Annotated in this window: 16 protein-coding genes and 1 tRNA gene; 11 read left to right on the plus strand and 6 right to left on the minus strand. The window is 61.0% G+C overall.

The features are described from left to right. Positions 1-98: 98 nt before the first annotated feature. The 5 genes from VITFI_RS02735 (at position 99) to VITFI_RS02755 (ending at position 5400) form a co-directional block, all read left to right on the plus strand. The gene (locus VITFI_RS02735) at positions 99-1337 is read left to right on the plus strand and encodes a tyrosine-type recombinase/integrase (protein WP_089415709.1); all 1239 of its coding nucleotides are present in this window, start codon (positions 99-101) and stop codon (positions 1335-1337) included. 354 nt (positions 1338-1691) lie between these two features. After that, on the plus strand, positions 1692-2009 hold the full coding sequence (locus VITFI_RS02740; protein ID WP_089415710.1) for a helix-turn-helix transcriptional regulator: 318 nt from the start codon (positions 1692-1694) through the stop codon (positions 2007-2009). A gap of 318 nt (positions 2010-2327) precedes the next feature. Beyond that, complete coding sequence (locus tag VITFI_RS02745) at positions 2328-3335, plus strand: toprim domain-containing protein (RefSeq protein ID WP_089415711.1); 1008 nt, start codon at positions 2328-2330, stop codon at positions 3333-3335. Continuing rightward, a complete protein-coding gene (locus tag VITFI_RS02750; RefSeq protein WP_089415712.1) occupies positions 3332-4915 on the plus strand; it encodes a YfjI family protein in 1584 nt (527 codons plus the stop codon). The genes VITFI_RS02745 and VITFI_RS02750 overlap by 4 nt, the downstream gene beginning before the upstream one ends. 56 nt (positions 4916-4971) lie before the next feature. Continuing rightward, positions 4972-5400, plus strand: coding sequence for a hypothetical protein (locus VITFI_RS02755; RefSeq protein WP_089415713.1), 429 nt, complete (start codon positions 4972-4974; stop codon positions 5398-5400). A 134-nt stretch (positions 5401-5534) separates the two neighbouring features. Here the strand turns inward: VITFI_RS02755 and VITFI_RS02760 are convergent, their stop codons facing one another. Continuing rightward, the gene (locus tag VITFI_RS02760; protein ID WP_089415714.1) at positions 5535-10544 is read right to left on the minus strand and encodes a DEAD/DEAH box helicase; all 5010 of its coding nucleotides are present in this window, start codon (positions 10542-10544) and stop codon (positions 5535-5537) included. A gap of 926 nt (positions 10545-11470) precedes the next feature. Here VITFI_RS02760 and VITFI_RS02765 point away from each other — a divergent pair. From VITFI_RS02765 to VITFI_RS02785, 6 genes are read left to right on the plus strand one after another with little or no spacing between them, the layout of a single operon-like run. Continuing rightward, complete coding sequence (locus VITFI_RS02765; RefSeq protein ID WP_089415715.1) at positions 11471-12061, plus strand: hypothetical protein; 591 nt, start codon at positions 11471-11473, stop codon at positions 12059-12061. Further along, a complete protein-coding gene (locus tag VITFI_RS02770; protein WP_157725532.1) occupies positions 12058-12285 on the plus strand; it encodes a hypothetical protein in 228 nt (75 codons plus the stop codon). The genes VITFI_RS02765 and VITFI_RS02770 overlap by 4 nt, the downstream gene beginning before the upstream one ends. A gap of 4 nt (positions 12286-12289) precedes the next feature. Next, positions 12290-12475, plus strand: a complete 186-nt coding sequence (locus VITFI_RS02775) for a hypothetical protein (protein ID WP_089415717.1) — start codon at positions 12290-12292, stop codon at positions 12473-12475. After that, positions 12472-13092: a helix-turn-helix domain-containing protein gene (locus VITFI_RS18130; protein ID WP_269768741.1), complete on the plus strand. Its 621-nt coding sequence runs from the start codon at positions 12472-12474 to the stop codon at positions 13090-13092. Before VITFI_RS02775 ends, VITFI_RS18130 begins: the two co-directional genes overlap by 4 nt. Positions 13093-13103: 11 nt before the next feature. Beyond that, positions 13104-13436, plus strand: a complete 333-nt coding sequence (locus VITFI_RS02780) for a hypothetical protein (protein ID WP_089415718.1) — start codon at positions 13104-13106, stop codon at positions 13434-13436. A gap of 17 nt (positions 13437-13453) precedes the next feature. Next, positions 13454-14998, plus strand: coding sequence for a hypothetical protein (locus VITFI_RS02785; protein ID WP_089415719.1), 1545 nt, complete (start codon positions 13454-13456; stop codon positions 14996-14998). 992 nt (positions 14999-15990) lie between these two features. On the opposite strand, the gene VITFI_RS02790 is transcribed toward VITFI_RS02785, so the two are convergent. The 5 genes from VITFI_RS02790 to VITFI_RS02810 form a co-directional block, all read right to left on the minus strand. Next, on the minus strand, positions 15991-16392 hold the full coding sequence (locus VITFI_RS02790) for a YkgJ family cysteine cluster protein (protein ID WP_089415720.1): 402 nt from the start codon (positions 16390-16392) through the stop codon (positions 15991-15993). A 77-nt stretch (positions 16393-16469) separates the two neighbouring features. Next, positions 16470-16545, minus strand: a tRNA-Phe gene (locus tag VITFI_RS02795). A gap of 64 nt (positions 16546-16609) precedes the next feature. Further along, positions 16610-17311, minus strand: coding sequence for a response regulator (locus VITFI_RS18850; RefSeq protein ID WP_089415721.1), 702 nt, complete (start codon positions 17309-17311; stop codon positions 16610-16612). A gap of 20 nt (positions 17312-17331) precedes the next feature. Further along, on the minus strand, positions 17332-19599 hold the full coding sequence (locus VITFI_RS02805; protein ID WP_089415722.1) for a sensor histidine kinase: 2268 nt from the start codon (positions 19597-19599) through the stop codon (positions 17332-17334). Beyond that, on the minus strand, positions 19596-20213 hold the full coding sequence (locus VITFI_RS02810) for a DUF4390 domain-containing protein (RefSeq protein WP_198301588.1): 618 nt from the start codon (positions 20211-20213) through the stop codon (positions 19596-19598). Before VITFI_RS02810 ends, VITFI_RS02805 begins: the two co-directional genes overlap by 4 nt. Positions 20214-20238 lie beyond the last annotated feature (25 nt).

Below are 20238 nucleotides of genomic sequence, written 5' to 3' on the forward strand. Positions count from 1 at the left end.
ATTCCGGGGAACAAACCGGGGCACAAAGCCGGGGAACCGGGACACCACCGGGGAACGCCCCCAGGCGAAGACGCTGCCCACATACCGGAGCCCTTGCCATGCTGACCGACGCTGATTGCCGTAATGCCACCTGTCCACCAGAAAAGAAGCGCCACCGCCTGACCGATTCCGGGGGGCTTTACTTGGAGGTGAGCCCATCGGGTTCTAAACGTTGGTTCTGGAAGTTCTACCCGGACGGCAAAGAATCGCGGTTAGCCCTGGGGGTTTATCCCGCCGTGACACTCAAGGCGGCACGCCAAGCCCGCGACACTGCGCGCAAGCTCAGGGACGAAGGCGCCAACCCAGTTCAACAGCGCAGAGCCGAAAAACTCGCAGGCAGCGCCAACAAAGCGGTGACGTTTGAGGCCGTAGCCCGTGAGTTCTACGAAAGCAAGGCAGACGGGTGGAGCCCGACACATGCGGCGCGATGGCTTCGCCTGGTGGACAAAGACGCCACCCCCCGCATGGGCGCCCTACCGCTGTCAGACATCACGGCGCCGATGGTGTTGGACGTGTTGCGCAAAGTCGAAGCCCGAGGTGTGGTCGAAACCGCCCGCAAACTCTCGGAGTGCATCGGGCAGGTGTTCCGGTACGGCATCGCCACGGGACGATGCGAGAGAAACCCGGTGCCAGACCTACGCGGCGCCCTCAAGCCGCGCACCGTCAAACACATGGCCGCATTGTTGGAGCCGGCGCAGGTGGGCGCGCTGCTGAGGGCGTGCGATGTCTACATGGGCCAGCCCGTCACCCGCGCTGCGCTGGTGTTGTCCGCCCTGTTGTTTCAACGCCCCGGCAACATGCGAGCGATGGAATGGGCCGAAATCGATTTTGACGGGGCAATGTGGGCGATCCCATCGGCCAAGATGAAACGCACCGTTCAGGCCAAGAGAAGCGGACGGCCCCACATGGTGCCCCTGAGCCGGCAAGCGCTGGCGATCCTGGCAGAGCTGCGACTACTGACAGGCGGGGGGCGGTACGTGTTCCCGAGCTTGCGCATGGGTAACGCGCCCATGAGTGAAAACACGATTCGCGCAGCGCTGCGAAACATGGGTTACAGCAACAACGACATGACGCCCCACGGTTTCCGAGCGACAGCCAGAACTTTGATGGCAGAGCGCCTGAACATGAGCCCGGACGTGCTGGAAGCGCAACTGGCGCACGGCAAATCAGGCCCGCTCGGGATGGCCTATGACAGAGCCGAGTTCATGGCGCAGCGCCGGCAAATGATGCAAGCATGGGCGGACTACCTGGACACACTGCGCGAAGGGGCGCAGGTTCTGCAATTCCGCAGGGCGTGAGAGCCCTAAAAGTGAAATTCTGGGGGTTTTTGGTGGCTTTTCGGGTCTTTCGCGGCCCCCTGCCACGCCACACCAGCACCCCGACAAAGCCCGCGCACCAGTGCCACCCATGCCTGAAAAGTGAAATTACGGGGTCTTTTCGGTACTTTGTTGCTTTAATGAGACATTTAGGCTTATGGATACTGAGGGGGTTAAATGAAATTATTGACATACAAACGAACATGGTCTTTAGAAATTTTCTGGTGTTGTATTACAGTACCGTAATAGAATTGAGAGGCAAGTTTTATGTGTGACGAATGCGCAACAACGCCCGTTGTGCGCTACCATGCACTTTCGTTGTAACGAAAGTGCTCTATGCGCCATCAAAAAGCTGTCTCCCATCTGACACAGAACAACGGTGCTCACGCCGCCAACATTGCGGCCCTGACCGCTCAAGCCCGTAAGCCATCCCAGGACAGCCGGCAAACCGCCGCAACCGCCCACGACCCCGACGCACTGCTGAGAACCGCCGTCTTTGCTGAACTGGCGGGCACTTCGGTTTCGTGGGTCTATCGCCAAGCCCGCGAGGGCATGCCCGGCTTTCCCAAGCCGGTGAAGATGGGCGCACGTTGCACCCGCTGGCGTTCTGGCGATGTGCGGGCGTTCCTTCAAGCGCAAAGCGCCAACGTGTGAGGGGATGCGATGAAAACCCCGTACTCCCCCCCGACCTCCGCACCTGACGGCACCAAAAAGAAAGCCCTGACAACCGCGCCAACGGTCGAACAGGGCCAACTAACTGGTAATGAATGGGCTATTACAGACCAACAAGCCGCGCCAACGGCTGCTGAGTCAGGGGGCTTTGTCTTTGACAGCGCCACGGGCGGGATTGTCGCCACCAAGGCGGGCACATGCAAGCAAAAAATGCTGCGAAGCCCTGGGCCGCGCCGCGCCCTTGTGGCCCTGCTGACTGGCGCTGATACATCCCCCACAGCCTAAACGAAGGGACACACCATGCATACGATCACCGCACAGGTGAGCCGCCGGTGTTCCCACTTGGGTTCATCGGATCGGTTTCTGGATTTTCTGCGCGCCACACTCGGGGAAGTGCCATCCAAACACCTGCCGACACCTGGCAAGTTCTGCCGTTTCGGCGGCACCAGCAAGCCCATGTGGGCCCTGCTGTTTGAAGACGGTCAAGGGGGCATTGCTGGGGACTGGCGCGACAACAGCACCCATGTGTGGCAGGCACAAACCCACCCCCTCACGCCACAGCAAAGCGAGCGCGTTCGTCAGGCACTGCAACAAGTGCGAGCACAGCGGGAACGTCAGCAGCGCCAGCAATGGGCCTGTAACGCCTACAAATTGCGGCGAATGATGGCAGAGTCTTTGCCGGTCGAGCCTGGCAGCCCAGTGGCCTACTACCTGACGCGGCGCCTAGGCTTGCGTGCCCTGGGCGGATTCGTGCCTGGGTGGCAACAGCAGGTGATCCGCTACGCGCCGGCTTTGCCCTACTTCGATGAAGACGGCCAGCCGTGCGGCTCCCACCCAGCCATGCTGGCAGCACTCACCAGTCCCCAAGGCGAGCTGGTGGCGATTCATCGAACGTGGCTGACCCCAGACGGGCAAAAGGCCCATGTGCCCGGCCCGGTGAAGAAACTGACTTCGACGTGTGGCCCCTTGGCTGGCGCTGGCATCGTGTTGTTCAGTGGCCCGGATGAGCAAGGCGTCATCGGCATTGCCGAAGGCATCGAAACCGCCTTGGCCGCCAGCCTGGGGGCGGGGGTGCCGGTGTGCGCGGCCTACAGCGCCAGCAATCTGGCCGCTTGGTGCTGGCCTGAACAAACCCGCCGCCTTCTGGTGTTTGCCGATCATGACCCGGCCGGTCAGAAAGCCGCCCAAACACTGCTGGGGCGTGCCCTGGGAGCTGGGCTGCAAGCCAGCATCCTGACACCCAGCACACCTGGGCAAGATTGGTGCGATGTCTGGGCGCAGCGCGCAGCAAAGGCGGTGCAAGCATGAGCCGCAATCCTCCCGATGATCTGACGCGCCTGCAACTGGCTGCAACGTCACCCGACACCACTCAGCCAGACGGCACCCCCTGGCCGCACCCGTCACCCTTGCCTTGTGAACTGCCGCCGGTCAAGGCGTTTGCCTTCGCTTTGTTGCCCGACGCTTTGCGCCCCTGGGTGGAAGACATCGCCCACCGGATGCAGTGCCCGCCAGACTTCCCAGCCGTCGGGGCTGTGGTGGCACTTTCTAGCCTGATGGGCGCGCGTGCTGTCATGCGCCCCAAAACCCGCGACGATTGGCAGGTCACGCCCAATGTCTGGGGCGCCGTGGTGGGGCGCCCTGGGGTGATGAAGTCGCCCGCTTTGGCACAGGTGCTGGCACCACTGACCAGACTGGAATCACAAGCGACTGAGTGTTGGCAGGCAGAGCACCAGAACTGGCGCATTGACACACAACTGATCGAACTCCAAAGCGAACAGAAGCGCAAGGAAGCCAAGGCCGCCGCCGCCAAAGACACCGCCAAAGCCCGCCACCTGTTGGAACAGGCAGAGTCCACGGATACGCCAACCGAACCCACAGCCCGCCGCTTCATCGCCAATGACACGACCGTGGAGAAGCTGGGGGAAATGTTGGAGCGCCACCCCTGGGGGCTTCTGAGCTTTCGGGATGAGCTTTACGGCTTGCTGCGTGACATGGACAAGCAAGGACAGGAAAGCGCCCGCGCTTTCTACCTGCAAGCCTATGACGGGGACAAGGGTTACACCTTTGACCGCATCGGCCGGGGCACGGTACGCATTCCACGGGTCTGCCTGGCGATGCTCGGGGGCATTCAACCTGGGCGCATCCAAAGCTATGTGAGGGAAGCGGTAGGGGGCGGTGCTGCGGATGATGGTTTGCTGCAACGCTTTGGCCTGTTGGTGTGGCCTGACATCATCCGTGAATTCAAACTGGTGGACGAATGGCCGAACACCCAAGCCCGCCAGCAAGCCTGGGCCGTGTTTGAACGGCTCGCCACCTTGGAAGCAGACGACAACAGCCCCCAGGTGTGGAGCTTCACTCCGGACGCTCAAGCGTTGTTCGCGCAGTGGCTGGAACCCTTCGAAACGGAAATCCGAGGGGATGAACTCCACCCGGCTTTGGTGTCGCACCTGTCCAAGTATCGAAAGCTGGTGCCCGCGCTGGCGCTGATCTTCGCCTTGGTGGATACGCCCAACAACGCCCGCAAAATTGGCGTGCGTGAACTGATCCGGGCCTTGAGCTGGGCAGAGTACCTGCGCACTCATGCAGAACGGCTTTATGCCGTAGCGGTGACGCCCGCCAGTGGCACCGCCCACGCCCTGCTGAACAAGATCAAAGCCGGCAAGCTCACGGGCACCGATGGCGCCCGCTTGTCTCAGTTCGCGCCGCGTCAGGTGGCGGTCAAGGGCTGGGCGGGGCTGACTTCTTCAGAGGATGCCCGCAAGGCGTCCGAACTGCTGGCCGATTTTGGCTGGCTGGTGAAGTTCACCCCCTCGCCCAACCCGTCGGGGGGGCGCCCGGCCGGGGATGTCTTCCTGGTGAACCCGGCAGTTTGGGAGGGCACGGCATGAGTTGGCTTGCACGACTGAAAAGCTACGAAGCCCAGCGCCAGCACCCTACAAAACCTATGGAACCCCTGCCCCTGCTGGATGTGGGCAGTTTTGTAGGTTTCGTAGGGCAGGCTTCTGGGGGGGACGTGGAAATCATCCCCCCTTGCCCTGCCAACGACACGCCCCCGCCGGGGAGGGCCGATGCGGGTTTGCTGGCGCTGGTGGCGTGGACGGATGCAGACATGCGCCGCTTCATGCGCCGCATGGTGTGGCTTCAACGACTGCGGGGGCTGTCTGCCAAAGCGGCCGAAGGGGTGGCCGAAAAGCTCACCCAGCGTGACCGCTCGGGGGATGACCGCCGCTTGTGCGTGGAGTGCCAGCACCACAGCCCAGGGCGCTGCCGGAACCATCGCGCCGCAGGGCTGAACAGTGGGGAGCTGGCCCCCGATCTGGCCGCCCTTTGGCAACGCTGTGGGGGCTTTGCTGACCTAGAGCCGAACGCCTAGGTTCTTCCCACAGACAAGGGCCGGGGGTAACGCGCAACGCCCGGCCTTGCGCCAGTGCAGCGCCGGCAAAGTCTGTTTTCTGTACGCCACCACGCGGCCGGGTTGTCTCTGGCTGGCGCTGGTGGCGTTTGGGCTCAGATGTCCAGCGGGGGCAGCGCCTTCACGATCTTCATCGTTTCCAAACTCACGGTGATGACTTGCTGGAACAGCTCCAACGGGTAACGCGGGTTCTTCATGGTTTCCAGCGCCCAATCATTGGCGTCGTTCACGATGCCGCTGTCTTTGTCCACCTTGACGCACTGGCGCTCCACCACCCAATCCAGGGCGGGTTTGCCGTTCACCACGTAGTCATAGGCTTCAAGGGGAATGCCCGTCAGGGTGATTCGTTCGTTGTAATGCAGCGTGGTGCGGTCTTTTTCCTTGCCGTTTTTGCCGTACTTCATCTTCTCCACGCGGTAGTCAATCGGTGCCAAGGGCTTACCGTTGGTTTGGAGGGTGACGGGGTACGGCGCCACGGTTTCGTAGTTCAGATGCCAATGGGCCAGATCGCGCCCAGCCTGGGAGAACGCCCAGAAATCCGCCGCCGTCTTCACGCGGGGGATGCGGGGCAGTTCTTTGCTCAGGTTGTCGGCGTAGCGTTCGCGGTAGTCGGGGGAGTGCAACAGCCCATAGACGTAATAAAACAGGTCTTCTTTGCTGATGTCTTCGCCGGGGTAAGCCTCTTGGAAGTGGGCTAAACCTTCGTCGGTGATGGCGTCGCGTCGGGTGTACTTCGGGGGCGCTGGCTGGGCTGCTGCGGCTTCGAACAGGTCTTGGCTGTCTTGGGCAAACAAGCTGGCTTGCTCAGGCGCTCCACTGGGGCGGTCTGCGTCAAACTCAGTATTTTCAGCGTACAAATACATTGGAAAACACTGCGCCCCAGCCTCCAAAGAGTTGAAATCTATAGGTCTATCAACAATTAAAGCTGTTGCCCCATTTTTCCCGCCAGCACCATTAACGCATATCATTAAGTTGCAAGATGAAAAATCCGGGAATATTCTCGGCATCTGATAAACCATCTCATTCAATCTACGGCTAAAATAAACCCAGCTCTTTGTATAAGGCCGATAAACACTCGAAACCACACTAATAACTTGAAATTGAAGTTTTTCCGCCTTCACCAACCGCTGCTTAAGCGCCCTTGTCCAGCTAATACACGACGGGTCAGTATTGACGAATTCATCGACCATAGCCGCCCTAACACTTCTATCCTTGTCGCAAAAATAAAATCGATCAACTTCTTTGTTGTAAAAATCAACCATCCCCCTCATATTCTCAATCAAAAGCCCTTTGCTAAAGTTGCAACACCAAGTATCGCGCGCCGTCAAAATACCCTGAGAAAAATTCTCAAACAACCCAATCGAATTACTTTTCTTATCCCCTAAAGGAATGTGAGCCAAAAAACCATCATCTCGCTGCGAAAGCCAATCCCCATGCGCATCGGGGGTTATCGGCACCCACCCCGGTTGATCGACGGAATTAACAACACCTGCCACACTTCCAAAAGCCGCCACTTTTGCCAGCTTTTCTTCACGGCTCAAATAATCCCCAATATCATGAAAGAAAATTTTTCCAGCCTCTCTTAATTTGGGATTTTTTACCAATAATGAAACCGCAATAGGCGCACGACTACCCAAGCCAAAGATATTATCTTTCTCTTTCCTCCGAAGTTCACCAGAAGTTCGCGCATTGCCTCGCAAGTGGAAAACATAGATGCTACTAAATTCCTCAGTCAAACACTTTCGCAACCCATCCGCCGTATTGGAATCAATAAATCCCGCATTGGTGACAAAGCCAATGACACCGCTTTTACCCACACGGTCAGACGCCCACCGAATAGCGCGAACATAACTATCATACAAACCCTTGGCAAGCGTGGCTTTAGATTTAGCCGCATAGGTGCTGCGAATCCTTCCATCCAAAAATGGATAGGACAGATTATCATTATTGTCGTTTTCGCTTTTTTGCCCAATCGAGTATGGTGGGTTGCCCATGATGACGCGAATATCCAGCGCCTTTTGACGCTTGCGCCGTGCGCTGTTGTCTTCCAGCAGCGCATCCACCATGTCCTCTTGTTCGTACATCTGGAAAGTATCCGTCAGGCAAATGCCTTCAAACGGTACATACTCCCCGCCTACGATGCTGTGATAAACCGCTTCAATGTTGATCGCCGCGATGTAATACGCCAGCAACACCAACTCATTGGCGTGAATCTCTTTCTTGTATTTGTGGGGTAGTTGCTCAGGCGTAATCAGCCCACTCTGCAAAAGGCGCGTGATGAATGTTCCCGTCCCCACGAACGGATCAATGATGTGAACCCCCTCACTCCCAAGCGTTTGCCCGAACTCAGTTTGCAAAATGTGGTTCACGCTATGAATGATGAAATCCACCACTTCCACAGGCGTGTAAACGATCCCCATCCGAATCTTCAGCAATGGAAAGGCTTTTTCGAAAAATCGCTCATACAGCTCCTTGATGATTTTTTGCTTGGCCGTAGCAGTTTCGATGCCTTCAACTCTCATTTTCACGCTGTCATAAAAGCGTTGCAGCGTGTCAGCCTCTTTTTCCAAGTGGTGTTCGTTCAGAACATCCAACACCTTTTGCATCGCCTTGGAAATCGGGTTGTGCTGGGCGAAACTGTAATCCTTGAACAGCGCATCAAACACCGGTTTTGTGATGAGGTGCTGCGCCAGCATTTCCACCACCTCACCATCCGTAATGCTGTTGTTCAGGTCATCCCGCAATTCCGCTGCAAAAGCATCAAACGCGGCCCGCTCCACCTGATTTTCTGGGTTTTCTAGAATTCCATTGATCCGGTCAATATGGGTGCGTGCAATTTTGGCGATGTCATTCGCCCAGTCTTCCCAGTGGTGCCGGTTACCGACTTTTTGCACCAGTTTGGCATAAATCGCCTTTTCGATTTCACCGATTTCAAAATCTAGCTGGACTTGGGAACCTGCCCCACCCTTGGGGGCCGTTGGCTTGCCGATGGTTGAGCCCCCTTTTCCCGTCTTCTTAGGCTTGCCACCTTGTGGGTTTTGGGGCTTGCGCGGCACATTGTCCGTGGTGATGATCACTTCCATTTTGCTGGTGTCCCGACCGATCAAATCCAGCTTGTTCACCATCGCATCAAAACGGTCATCATGCGAGCGCAGCGCCTGCAAAACCTGCCACACCACGGCATAAGTTTTGTTGTCGTTCAGGGCTTCGTGCGGTTCCATCCCGGCAGGAATCACCACCGGCAGCACCACATAACCACGTTTCTTGCCCGGTGCGTTGCGCATGACGCGCCCCACGGACTGCACCACATCCACCTGAGAATTGCGTGGCGTCAGAAACAGCACCGCATCCAACGCGGGCACGTCCACCCCTTCGGACAAACACCGAACATTGCTCAAAATCCGGCAGGTGTCTTTAGGCGGTTCAGCCTTGAGCCATGCTAGCTTGCGTTCCTTCTCGCTGGCATTCATGCTCCCATCAACGTGTTCAGCCTCGCAGGCCAGCCGCGTGGCAACCTCGCTCGCGTCAGCTTTCTTGCCCGCGTCGGCTTCCTCGCCCGCATCGGCTTCCTCACTGTCTTGATAGGCTTTCACCACGTCTTGGAACATGCCGGCAATGGTCTTCGAACTGACCTTGTGCGTTTTGGCTTTCTTGCTCGGTTCGATCACCTGGCAGAAAGCCACGGCCCGCTTCATCGGGTCAGCGTCCCCCGTCAGCTCAGTGTCTAGCCCTTGCTTGGCTAGGGCTTTCCAGCACCCCACAATCTTGGCCGCGTCATCCACCTTGAGCTGGTTATCTGCGTCTTTCAGAAGACTCTGAATCCGCCGGCTGACGTGGCTTTCTTCCACCGAAAGCACAATCACCTTGTAGTCCACCAGCAACCCGCGCCGCACCGCTTCAGAAAAGGTGATGACGAACAGCTCAGGCCCGTAGAGCTTTGCGTCATCCATAGAGCACAGCGCCACCGTGCCTTGCTCTGCCTTGAGCTTGGCACTGTCCCCATAAATGCGAGGGGTGGCGGTCATGTACAGGCGTTTGCTGGCCCGGATGAAGCCCGCGTCATGCACCTTGACGAACGCGCTTTCGTCTTCGTCGGCAAACGTCGCCCCCGTGGTGCGGTGCGCTTCATCGCACACGATCAAATCGAAATCTGCCAGCCCGTGGCCCTTCTGCGCCCGGCTGATGACATCAATCGAGTGATAAGTGGAAAACACCACGCTCATGTGGTCAGCGTCGTGGCGCTGCGTCATTTCCAGCGCCAGCCGCTCGGGGTTCGTGGTGGCGGGGTAGCGCAGTTCATGGGTGAAGGTCTGCACCACGTCGTCATCTTTGGCCCGCTTCTTCCCTACGTCGCTGTCAGAGCAAACGGCAAAGCTGTGCAGAGGCGTGGCGCTTTCCTGCGTCCACTCGGTCAAGGTCTGCGACAACAGCGAAAGGCTGGGCACCAAGAACAGCACGCGCTTGCCAGCCCCGGCCAGCGCTTCAGCAATCTTCAGGCTGGTGAAGGTCTTGCCCGTGCCACACGCCATGATGAGCTTGCCCCGGTCTGCCGTCTGCAAACCGTTCAAAACCGCTTCCAGCGCCCTTTGTTGGTGTTCCCTGGGGGTCTTCTTTGCCTTGAGCACTGGTGCCGTTTTGGGCGCGTACTGCGCCCAGTCAATCTGGCTTTCTTCCAGCGCCGTCAGGTCAATTTTGTTAACCGGGGGCTGTTGGTCTGCCAGCGCGTTTTCCGCGTGTTCGCTCCAATGGTTCGTGGTGCAAACAATGATCCGATGCACAAACGGCTTTTTGCCCGAAGCGGTGAAGAAGCTATCAATGTCCGCCTTCTGCACCTTGTAGTCAGCCGCGTAGAACTTGCATTGGATGGCGTGGAACTCGCCGGTTCCTGCGGTGCGCGCCACCAGATCGATGCCCGCATCGCGCTTGTCCAAGCCTTGCAGTTCTGCCCATTGGGCATACGTCCACACGGCGCTGTAGTGGTCACGGTACGCCGGTTCATGGCGCAGGTAGCAGATGACCAGTTCTTCAAAGTACGTGCCCTTCTCGCGTTCAGTGACAGCGGCGAGGCGGAAGGTGTCCAGCAGGTTTGTCAGTGCAGTGCTCATGATGTTGTTTTGTTGAGGCCGTCGGGAGTGAGGGCGGATTGTGGCGGCGTCCGATGCCGTGGGATGGAAAAAGGCCACAGCGCCAACCCCACCAGCGCCAGCAAGGCGCGGCACCGGCACAGAAACGCGCCGAACCTCAGCCGTTCGGGGGAGGAAAGGCATTTCCGGAGGGGAGGAAAGGCGCTTCCGGAGGGGGAGGAAAGGTGTTTCCGGTGTGGGGAGGAAAGGCGTTTCCGGGGCCTAAATAACTATGTATTGAACAAATACAAATACAGCGCGAGCGCACCCGCACGCCCAGGCGAAGGGGAACAGCCAGAGGGGGAAAAAGTGGCCCTGCCGGGCAGAAAAAGAGCCCGGGGCAGGTGTGGGCGCTGCGGGGTCGGGTGTGGCAGGTGTTGGCGCTGCTTTTATGCACCACCGACGCACCACCGACGCACCCCACGACGCACCCAGGTGTGCTGAAACCGACACACCACCGACGCACCCCACGACGCACCCAGGTGTGCTGAAACCGACGCACCACCGACGCACCCCACGACGCACCCAGGTGTGCTGAAACCGACACACCACCGACGCACCCCGCGACGCACCCGGGTGTGCTGAAACCGACGCACCCGCGACACGCAACGAAAGCGCTTGACATGACGCGGGGCGGGGCGCGTACACTGCGCTCAACCGTCGCACATCCGGCGGTTCTGGGTTTGGCGACCCGGAGTCTTAGGCGCAGCAGCCGCGCCCGACGCGGCTTTTTCATGTCCTCATGGGGCCTGAGCTGCGCGCATGGTTCCGCTTCCATGGTGGGCCGTGTGGGGACACCCGAAAGGGTGTGCCGGTTCCTAAGCCCGGTTCGCCAACCCCGCACGGTCTGCCGCCCCCGTTTGGCGACGAGGGAGGCAGGTTCAAACCTGTCGCTTAGGAGCCATGTCATGGCTGACACCCTCACCGCGCCCAAGGCTGGGCGTGTAACGCTGCGCCGTTCTGCGCAAACCTCCCCCCGTTCGATCCGCCCCGCGCCTGAATACGCCCGGGCTTTCATGCTTCGGCTGGCCCGCCGCCTGGCTGACCGCGCCAGCGTCAAGCGCGCCCACCGCGCCGAAGACAGCGCCCAACGTGTGGCGCGTTTGGCCCCTGCCGCGTGCTGGCTGGAAGACTTCCTGTCTACCCCCACCCCCACCCCCAGCCCTTGGCACAGCACACGGGACGATGGTTCCTTGTATCAAGCCACCCAGGCCCTGCGCGCTGGCGATGCTTGCCAAGCCGTCAAGATGCTGAAGGAGGCCGCAGAGCAACTGCGCGCACCGCTTGCACCGCTCCACAAGACCGAGCGCCAGCAGCTTGCCCACGCCATCCGCACCACGCGCCTGATGATGGCCAACCCTGACCGCATCCCGAGCTTGCCGGTGCTGGACTTGGACGCCTTGCTGTCTGACTTCCAGCCCGAGCACCTTTCGGGCTTTGAGCCTGAGCCCCAGACCAGCGCCAGCACTGGCGCCGAAGTGTGGGGGGTGGCGGCATGAAAGAACTGATCATCCGCCCGTGGGCTGCTTTGGCTGTGTTGGCCGGGGGGGTGCTGACCGTCTGCCTGACGGGTTTGGGCTGGGGCTGGCTGGCGCTGGTGGGCGCCGTGGCTTGGGTTGTGGGCACTGCCGTGGTTGAAGTCATTGATGACTCACGCCAGCCAGTAGGCGCCAAGGTTCGCGGGTATCGCGCCCGCCAGCAAAAAGCCAACGCGAAGGGCTGAACCCATGAACGACAAGAAGAAAACCGGCCCCAGCGCTGCCGGACAGGCGAAGCCTTGCCAGTTGCACCCCTTCATGGGTATGACCGAGAGCAACGACGCCCGGCAACCCTGCGACGCCACGTTGTGGAGCGTGCTGGCTGTGGTGGATCAAGCGCGAGGGGTCGAAGCCTTAGAGGGCTGTGCCCCATGAGCCGTGAAGCAACTACGGCGGTGTGGGCGAACAGCCGCCAATCAGGTTCACGCCTGCTCATACTGCTGGCCCTAGCGGACTTTGCCGACGAGACCGGCATGGCGTGGGCACTCATGGAAACGCTGGCCAGCAAGTGCCGAATGACGGTCAGGAATGCGCGAATCTTGATTTCATCCTTGCGAGACGACCGGGAGCTGGAGGTGATCGAAGGCGAAGGCCCGCACGGGTGCAACGTCTTCAAGATCACCGTCATGAACGGGTCTGTTCCGATGGCTGGCGAACCCCCGCAGCCAGAGCCCGAAGCGTTGGCCCAAGCCCAAGCCCAAGCCCAAGCCCAAGCCCAAGCCCCAGCCCCAGCCCAAGCCCAAGCCCGCAGCGACGCACCCACGCCACCCCCAGCGCCAGCAGCCACCGAGACCGCGCCTGACACCTGGAAGCTGCCCATCCCTTGGGCCGCATGGTGCAAGGCCAACGCCCCGGCCCTGAGTGCCCAGGACGTGGCCCGCGACTTCATCCGCGCCCACGCCACCGCCCCGACCCTGGAAGCGTGGAAGCGCTTCTGCAAAGACACCGCCCGCCAGCGCAACAGCGCCCCCGTGCTGGCCGCCCAGCCTTGAGGAACTGCCCCATGAACACCCCAGAAACCAACCGCCCCCGCGCTGCCGCTGCCGTTTGGGAGCACAGCCACCAAACCGGCGCCCGCCTGCTCATGCTGCTGGCCCTGGCTGACCAGGCAGACGACACCGGCACCGTGCGCGTCAGCCCGCAGACCCTGGACACCCTGGCCAAGAAGTGCCGCACGAACCCGACCCATGTGCAGGCGCTGCTGTTTGCTCTGGTGGCATCGGGAGAGCTGGCCGTGACCTACCAAGGCGAAGGCCTCAGCGGTTTGGCGTGGGCGGTCTATCGAATCACCTTGATGGATGGCCCCGCCCCCAGCGCCAGCCCCCGCAAGCCTTGAGCGAAGGAGAAAGCACCATGCTTTTCAAGACATACGCCCCCGGCAGTGACGCCGATTTACCCCGCCCCATCTATGCCCTGCTGGGCGTGGTGGCGGGCGGGTTTGGGTTTTGGGCCTCGGTCATCACGCTGAGGTACTTCGAGCACGGCGCCCAAGCCCTGGAAGCCGACGAAGCCGCCCGCGCGCTGGCGCTGGCCGCTGCCTGGATGTTTGTAGCGTCCGAAATGGCCGGCTTCGGCATGGCCGCGTTCCTGCCCGTGCGCAAGATGTGGGCGCAGCGCTGGAAGCTGTTTTCGCTGGCCGGTGCCGTGCTGGTGTTGGAGGTTTGCACCATCGTGGTCGTGCAAATGTCGATCACCAAGGGGGCAGACATGAGCCAGCAAGCCGCCACCACCCGCGCCCAAGACCTGCGCGCCCAGATCGCCAAGATCGAAGCCAACGCCGCGCAGTTGCGCGCCAATGCCGAGAACCAGACCAAGCAAGCCGAGGCAGCGAAAAGCGCGTGGGCGCGGGTGCTGGCCGCTTCCGAGGCTGGCGCAGCGGCACGCGATGCGGCCCGGTTGGACGAAAGCACCGCCGCGCTGTATGCCGAGCTGGGCAAGACCGAGAGCGACAAGCGCCCCACCATCATCGGAATGATCGGCGAAGGCTACGCCCTGGCCTACGTGGTGGCGCGTGGTGTGCTGGTGTCCGTGGCCGGGCTGGTGTTCTTCGGTGTGGCCGGTGCGATGTGGCGCGCCGTCTTCACCGGTGAAGCGCCCAGCATGGGCCGCAGCACGGGCAAGCGCTCCCCATGGTGGCAACTGCTCAAGCCCAAGACCCGGGCCCAGGCCAGCGCACCCGCACAGCCTGAACAGCCGGCACAGCCTGAGCCGCAACCCCAGCCAGAACAGCAGCCAAAACAGCAGCCAAAACAGCAGCCAAAACAGCCGGAAGAGCCGACGACGGAGGAGATGCTTTCACACATGCAAATCCCCATCCCCAAGCCATGCCCGGTGTGCCAAAGCACGCGAAGGGCCAACATTGAACACCGCGCGTTCAAGCTGTCTGACGGGAGTGCAAAGCACTTGATGAGCTTGGTTTGTGATGACTGTCGCCATAACCCGGATTACGGCCATGACATCAGCCTGAAACCGCAAGACCTGCCAGATACAGAGCACGGCGCGCTACTGGAAGCCATTACCCGCTGGAACGCCAGCACCCCAGCGGCCCCAGCAGCGCCAGCAGCCCCGACACCAGCGCCAGCACAGCCCCTGCTCAAGCTGAACCCGCCCAAGACCAAGCGCACCATGCAGCGCCGCACATCGGCCAGCGTGGGCGCCAAGGTGGACACCGGCACCGGCCCCCTGGATGGCTACCGATACCGCCGTGTGCGTGCAGCGGTGAAGGCTGGCAAGCTGCGCCCCAGCATCCGCGCCATTCAAGCCGCAGAGGGTGGCAGTGCCGACACGGTGCGCGGCTACATCGCCGAAATGATCCGCGAGGGCGTCATCACCGAAACCCCGGACGGGCGTTCCTGGCAACTGCGCCCCACTGACGAACCCGTGAACCCCACTGCCTGACCCACCACTGACCCACCGCCCCAAGGGGCGGGCGAGGTATCCACACGCACATGCGGCATTCCAGTGGAACCGCCATGGATACCGACACCACGCCGCACCCAAAGAAGCGCCGGGACGTGGAAGGGCACACCCGGCGCAAAGCTCCCCCCATGAGGGGGACAGGGAGAAGCTCGCAGCGTACCTGCCGGGCAATCCAGAAGGGTGTGGCCCATCCTCACCCGTGGGGATGCACAGCGTGGGGTAACCCGATGGCGGCGCGTGGCACACACTGCGACAAGCTCAGACCGGCCCCGCGTCCATCAAAAGCCAACACCCTGCCGAACAGCCGCAAGGTATCCACACGCGCACACTGCATCCCGGTGGATACCGCCCTGGATACCGACACCACGCCACACCCAAAGCACTGGTAACCACCCTGTAAACCACCCTGTAAACCACCCTGTAAACCACCCTGTAAACCACCCTGTAAACCACCCTGTAAACCCCCTTGTAAACCGACACCACACCCGACGCTGCGACAAAGGCAAGCTGGTGCAAGTGGCACCCGCCGCCAACGAGCGGCGCGGCTGTTTGCGCTGTGGAAGGGGTCAAGGGGTTGTGTGTCGCTTGTAGCCGGGTGGAGCTTGAGCAAGCGCAGGGGCACGGAAAGGGACGGGAAGACCGTCAGGCGACACACGGCCCCTTGATGCCTGGAACAGTGCCCAACGCTCCTGGCCCTTGCCGGGGGATGCAAGCCGAAGGCGTAAAGCATTCCCCGGCAAGGTGCCCAGCGGCAGGCGTGCATTTTTTAGGTCGGGTCGGTCAACTTCACCGGCCCAAACGGCACATTTTGAGGGGCAGCAAAAAGAAACCGGGGAACAAATCGGGGAACAACTGCGAAAAAACCAGAGATTATCAAATGAAAATCAACAAGTTACGCCTGTTTTTCGATGTCCTCCTTCAAATTAAAGCCCAAACAGCGCAAGTTGTTTGGGCTTTTTCGTTGGATCTTATCAGCTACGATCCCGCGCTTGGTAAGGGCAATAACCGGGGCGCGAACTGACTTGCGGGTGCTTCCGGCACGTGTCTGGTCGCTGCGCGTACACAGTGCAGCGGCGAGTTTTGGCATCGAGCAAATGGCAATCTCCGCTGGAGCGCCGCGCCAACGTGAACAGCTCATGCCGAAAGTTGAAGTGCTCAATCACACCAGCTTTCGTCAAGCGTTTGGCGATCTGTTTGGGCGCTTCGTGCTCAGCCTCGAAGGGATCGACCAATCCCAAACGCACCAAATCAGGCAAACGAACGTCTGTTGGCATGGTGCAGCAGTGGGCCACGCAGGTGTCACACAGGCCATTACGGTAGCGTGTCCAGGATTCCAGCCGATCCACGTCGACGAGGTAGAGAACCGATTTCATACCACCCTTGATGCCTTTTGCCGCACTGACGCCACAAAGCAAAACGCCCACTGCAAGCAGCGGGCGTTTCTAAAACTTGGTGGCCTGGGGCGGAATCGAACCACCGACACGCGGATTTTCAATCCGCTGCTCTACCAACTGAGCTACCAGGCCGTCGATCAACTTGCGTGAATTGCTTGCTGAGCGAAGAATTCGATTCTAGCACAGCTTTTTTGAATCACGCAAGCGGGTTGCGTTTCGTGCGCGAAAGATCAACCCCGAGTTGCTTGAGCTTGCGGTACAGGTGCGTGCGCTCTAACCCAGTCTTCTCCGCCACACGGGTCATGGAGCCGTTTTCTCGGGCCAGATGGAACTCGAAGTAACTTTTCTCGAAAGCATCCCGCGCCTCACGCAGCGGTCGATCCAGATCAAAACTCTGCTCCGAGCGCAACCCCATCGGCTCCAGGGCTGTCGTCGTCCCGATCGCGGCTCCCGTAGCATGGGGCGTCTCAGAACCAAACGGCGGGGCCGGATGCGCCGGGCTCAACGGCGCAGCTCCCGATGCAGGACGCACCGTCACACGGGTGAGCGATTGCTCAACCGCCCGCAGCAACTTTTGCAGCGTGATGGGCTTTTCCAAAAATGCCGTGGCGCCAAACTTGGTGGCCTCCACGGCGGTGTCGATCGTGCCGTGGCCGCTCATCATGATCACGGGCATGTCCAACTGCCCCGCCGATGCCCATTCTTTGAGCAAAGTCACCCCATCTTCGTCGGGCATCCAGATGTCCAGCAGCACCAAGTCAGGATGCATGCGCTCGCGCATGTACCGCGCCTGCGCTGCGTTCTCGGCCAGCTCGACCGTGTGCCCCTCATCGGACAGGATTTCGGACAGAAGGGCACGAATGCCCATTTCGTCATCGACAACAAGGATGGTGGCCATGCATGTCCACACCAACGCCCTCAAACCACCGCGAGAGGGGGTGGCTCAGAGGCTGGCGGAGTCCTTTGTTCTGTGAAGCTGGGAAATGATAACGAAACCGAAGCGCCACTCACCCCATCGGCCCCTCCCGCCGCAGGCAAGTTTGTCAGGCGCACCCGCGCACCATGTTCTTCAGCGATCTTTTTCACCACCGCCAACCCCAGGCCCGTGCCTTTGCTTTTGGTGGTGATGTAGGGCTCAAAAGCGCGTTTGAGCACTTTGTCGCTGAAACCGGGGCCATTGTCGGTCACTTTCAGGCGAACCCGTACCCCACTTCCCTCACTTGGAGCCAACTCGGTACACACCGACACGCTTCCATGGGCCTGATCCTCAATGGCCTCCAGCGCGTTTTGCACCAAGTTGTGGATGACTTGGCGCAACTGCGTCGCATCTCCCGGAATGGGCGGCAAGGGCGCACCGTACTGCACCTGCAAGCGCCCGCGCTCCTGCGCTTCACCGTACAGGCCCAGCACCTCTTGCACCAAAGCATTCAAATCGAGCGGCTGCATGCGGGCCGGCGGCAAGCGGGCAAAGTCGCGGAATTCATTCACCAGCTTCTTCATGGCCTGCACTTGGGTGACGATGGTCGCCACCGAACGCACCAGCATGGCCTGATCGGGGCCTTCGAGTTTGGCTTCGAGCTTGTGCTGCATGCGCTCCGCCGACAACTGAATCGGCGTCAACGGATTCTTGATTTCGTGCGCCACACGCCGCGCCACCTCCGCCCAAGCTTCGCTGCGCTGGGCGGACACCACTTCGGTGATGTCGTCAAACACCACCAGCCGAGCGCCACCGGGCAGGACAGCCCCGCGCACCAGCAACGTCAGGTGATGGTCGAGGCTGCCCGTCACCGGCAGTTGCAGGGAGTCTTGCCAGGTGGTCGGCTCCCCCACGTCGCTCTGTTGCAGCTCGGCATCGAAACGTTGCCAGATCATGCGGGCGAAATCGGCCAGCTCGGGGCGCTCGGCCCAATCGTGGCCTGTCCAATCGTTCAGCGGCACCCGCAGAATGCGCGCCGCTCCTGGGTTGACGGTGTCCACCCGCTGCCAAGCGTCGAACACGATCACCCCAGCCGTCAAGTTGTCCAAGATGGTTTGCAACCAAGTGCGTGCCCGCTCCAGCTCGCGCAAGCTGCGCTCGGCTTGCTCGCGGGCGCTGCCCAATTGCTCGGTCATGAGGGCGAAACTGCGCGTCAAGCCGCCCAGCTCGTCCCGCGAGGCAAACACGGGCTTGGCGCCCAAATCCCCCCGCGCCACTTGACGCATGCCCTCAGCCAACAGCAGCAAGGGCCGCACCAACTCACGCCCCAGCACCACGGCCAGCGCCACCGCCGCAAACACCGACAGCGCCAGCGACAGCGTCAAGGTACCGGTGTACATGCGCCGCAACCCGTCACGCGCCAAGTCACGTTGCTGGTATTCCCGGTAGGCAGCTTGTACCAACAAGGCATTGCCCGTCAGTGCCCGGGGCAGGGCCTGCACCGTCATCAGGTAACGCACGTCGTCGGCCCGCAGGCTCAGTCGCGTGCTGGGCACGGGAGCCACACCCCGCAAACGCCCCTGGATGTTCTCGGGCGCCAGGCTTTCGTCGTCCAATCCTTCGATGTGCGTGGCCACACGGGCTTGGCGAGCTTGCTTGAGCAATTGGGCTTGGGGGCGATCCACCGCCCAATCGGTTTGCGTCAGGGTGCTGACCACGGGTGTGCCGTGGTGATCCAGCAGCGTGAGGGACTCCATGCCCATTTGCTCGCGCAGGCGCTCCAGCGTCATGAGTGTGTCCACGCTGGAGACTTCACCGATGCGTGCAGCGGCGGTGCGAGTTTTGGCGGTGAAGTCACTGTTCAGGGCTTCGAGGGTGCCTTTGCCCAGGGCCAAGCCGGCATCCAAAGCGCGCTCGACTTTCTCATCGAACCACGCTTCGATGCTGCTGGAGACGAACTGGTAACTCACCGTGTAAATCAGCGCCCCCGGCAGTACCCCCACCAGGGCAAAAATACCGGCGAGTTTGAGCAGCAGTTTGGTGCCAAAAAAACCCCGCCGCATGCGCAGCCAAATGCGCCCAACGATGAACACCAACGTGCCCGCCAGCGCCATGGCCACCAGCACGTTCACCCAGAACAGCCAGAGAAAATGCCGGTCGATGTCCAACGGCCCTTGCTGCAACAGCGGCAGCATGAAACTCAGCAACAGCCCCATGCCCGCCATGGCCAACAAGGCCACGCCCCAACCCCAGCGAGTGCCCGATTTCATGGTGCGTCACGCCCAGGATCGACGCGCACGGTGCGTTCGACCTCCAAGCGCCAATCCCCCATCGACACCAAATCGATTTGCATCGGGCGGGGCAACTGGCTGTTGTCCAGCCGATAACTGAACTCGATGTAGGACTTGTCCCCGGGCGTCACCGCGTCGGCATCGCTCACGCGCCAGTCGGTGATGCGTGAGGCCATGGCCAACGCTTCACTCAAGGTGGCCACAGTCTGGTGCAGCGCCCCGCCCTGGCTGACGCGCCAAGACGAGGTCAGTGGCTGGTACGCCAAACGCCAGGTGCGGTTCACGCGGGCCAGGCGTTCATCGCGCCAGTACCAGCGTGGCCGGTACAAGGTGGCCTGTGCCTCAAAGTACAGAGGGATGCCGCGTTGCAGCACCTCCTCAATGGAGCGACCCAAGGTGGGCCGCACGGCCACACTCAGCAGTAAGGCGCCATCTTGCCGGGAGACGTCCAAGCGGTGGACGTCGATCCCAGGCGCACCGCCCCCCATGGACGCCCAGACAGACCCACTCAGGCCCAAGCAGGCGGCCCCCATCAGCGCTCGCCCCCACCGCCGCCGAACGGCATCCACGGGCACTGGCGATGACACAAACACGCAGGCGGGCTTCACAGGCAAATCA

It is taken from the genome of Vitreoscilla filiformis (assembly GCF_002222655.1).
Classification (GTDB): Bacteria; Pseudomonadota; Gammaproteobacteria; order Burkholderiales; family Burkholderiaceae_C; genus Ideonella; species Ideonella filiformis.

Excerpts from the sequence above, each read along its gene's own strand:
- VITFI_RS02750 (WP_089415712.1), top strand. The coding sequence starts at position 3,332 with ATGAGCCGCAATCCTCCCGATGATCTGACGCGCCTGCAACTGGCTGCA.
- VITFI_RS02785 (WP_089415719.1), top strand. The coding sequence starts at position 13,454 with ATGCTTTTCAAGACATACGCCCCCGGCAGTGACGCCGATTTACCCCGC.
- VITFI_RS02790 (WP_089415720.1), bottom strand. The coding sequence starts at position 16,392 with ATGAAATCGGTTCTCTACCTCGTCGACGTGGATCGGCTGGAATCCTGG.
- VITFI_RS02760 (WP_089415714.1), bottom strand. The coding sequence starts at position 10,544 with ATGAGCACTGCACTGACAAACCTGCTGGACACCTTCCGCCTCGCCGCT.
- VITFI_RS02735 (WP_089415709.1), top strand. The coding sequence starts at position 99 with ATGCTGACCGACGCTGATTGCCGTAATGCCACCTGTCCACCAGAAAAG.
- VITFI_RS02745 (WP_089415711.1), top strand. The coding sequence starts at position 2,328 with ATGCATACGATCACCGCACAGGTGAGCCGCCGGTGTTCCCACTTGGGT.
- VITFI_RS02755 (WP_089415713.1), top strand. The coding sequence starts at position 4,972 with ATGGAACCCCTGCCCCTGCTGGATGTGGGCAGTTTTGTAGGTTTCGTA.
- VITFI_RS02775 (WP_089415717.1), top strand. The coding sequence starts at position 12,290 with ATGAACGACAAGAAGAAAACCGGCCCCAGCGCTGCCGGACAGGCGAAG.
- VITFI_RS02805 (WP_089415722.1), bottom strand. The coding sequence starts at position 19,599 with ATGAAATCGGGCACTCGCTGGGGTTGGGGCGTGGCCTTGTTGGCCATG.
- VITFI_RS02765 (WP_089415715.1), top strand. The coding sequence starts at position 11,471 with ATGGCTGACACCCTCACCGCGCCCAAGGCTGGGCGTGTAACGCTGCGC.
- VITFI_RS02780 (WP_089415718.1), top strand. The coding sequence starts at position 13,104 with ATGAACACCCCAGAAACCAACCGCCCCCGCGCTGCCGCTGCCGTTTGG.
- VITFI_RS18130 (WP_269768741.1), top strand. The coding sequence starts at position 12,472 with ATGAGCCGTGAAGCAACTACGGCGGTGTGGGCGAACAGCCGCCAATCA.
- VITFI_RS02770 (WP_157725532.1), top strand. The coding sequence starts at position 12,058 with ATGAAAGAACTGATCATCCGCCCGTGGGCTGCTTTGGCTGTGTTGGCC.
- VITFI_RS18850 (WP_089415721.1), bottom strand. The coding sequence starts at position 17,311 with ATGGCCACCATCCTTGTTGTCGATGACGAAATGGGCATTCGTGCCCTT.
- VITFI_RS02740 (WP_089415710.1), top strand. The coding sequence starts at position 1,692 with ATGCGCCATCAAAAAGCTGTCTCCCATCTGACACAGAACAACGGTGCT.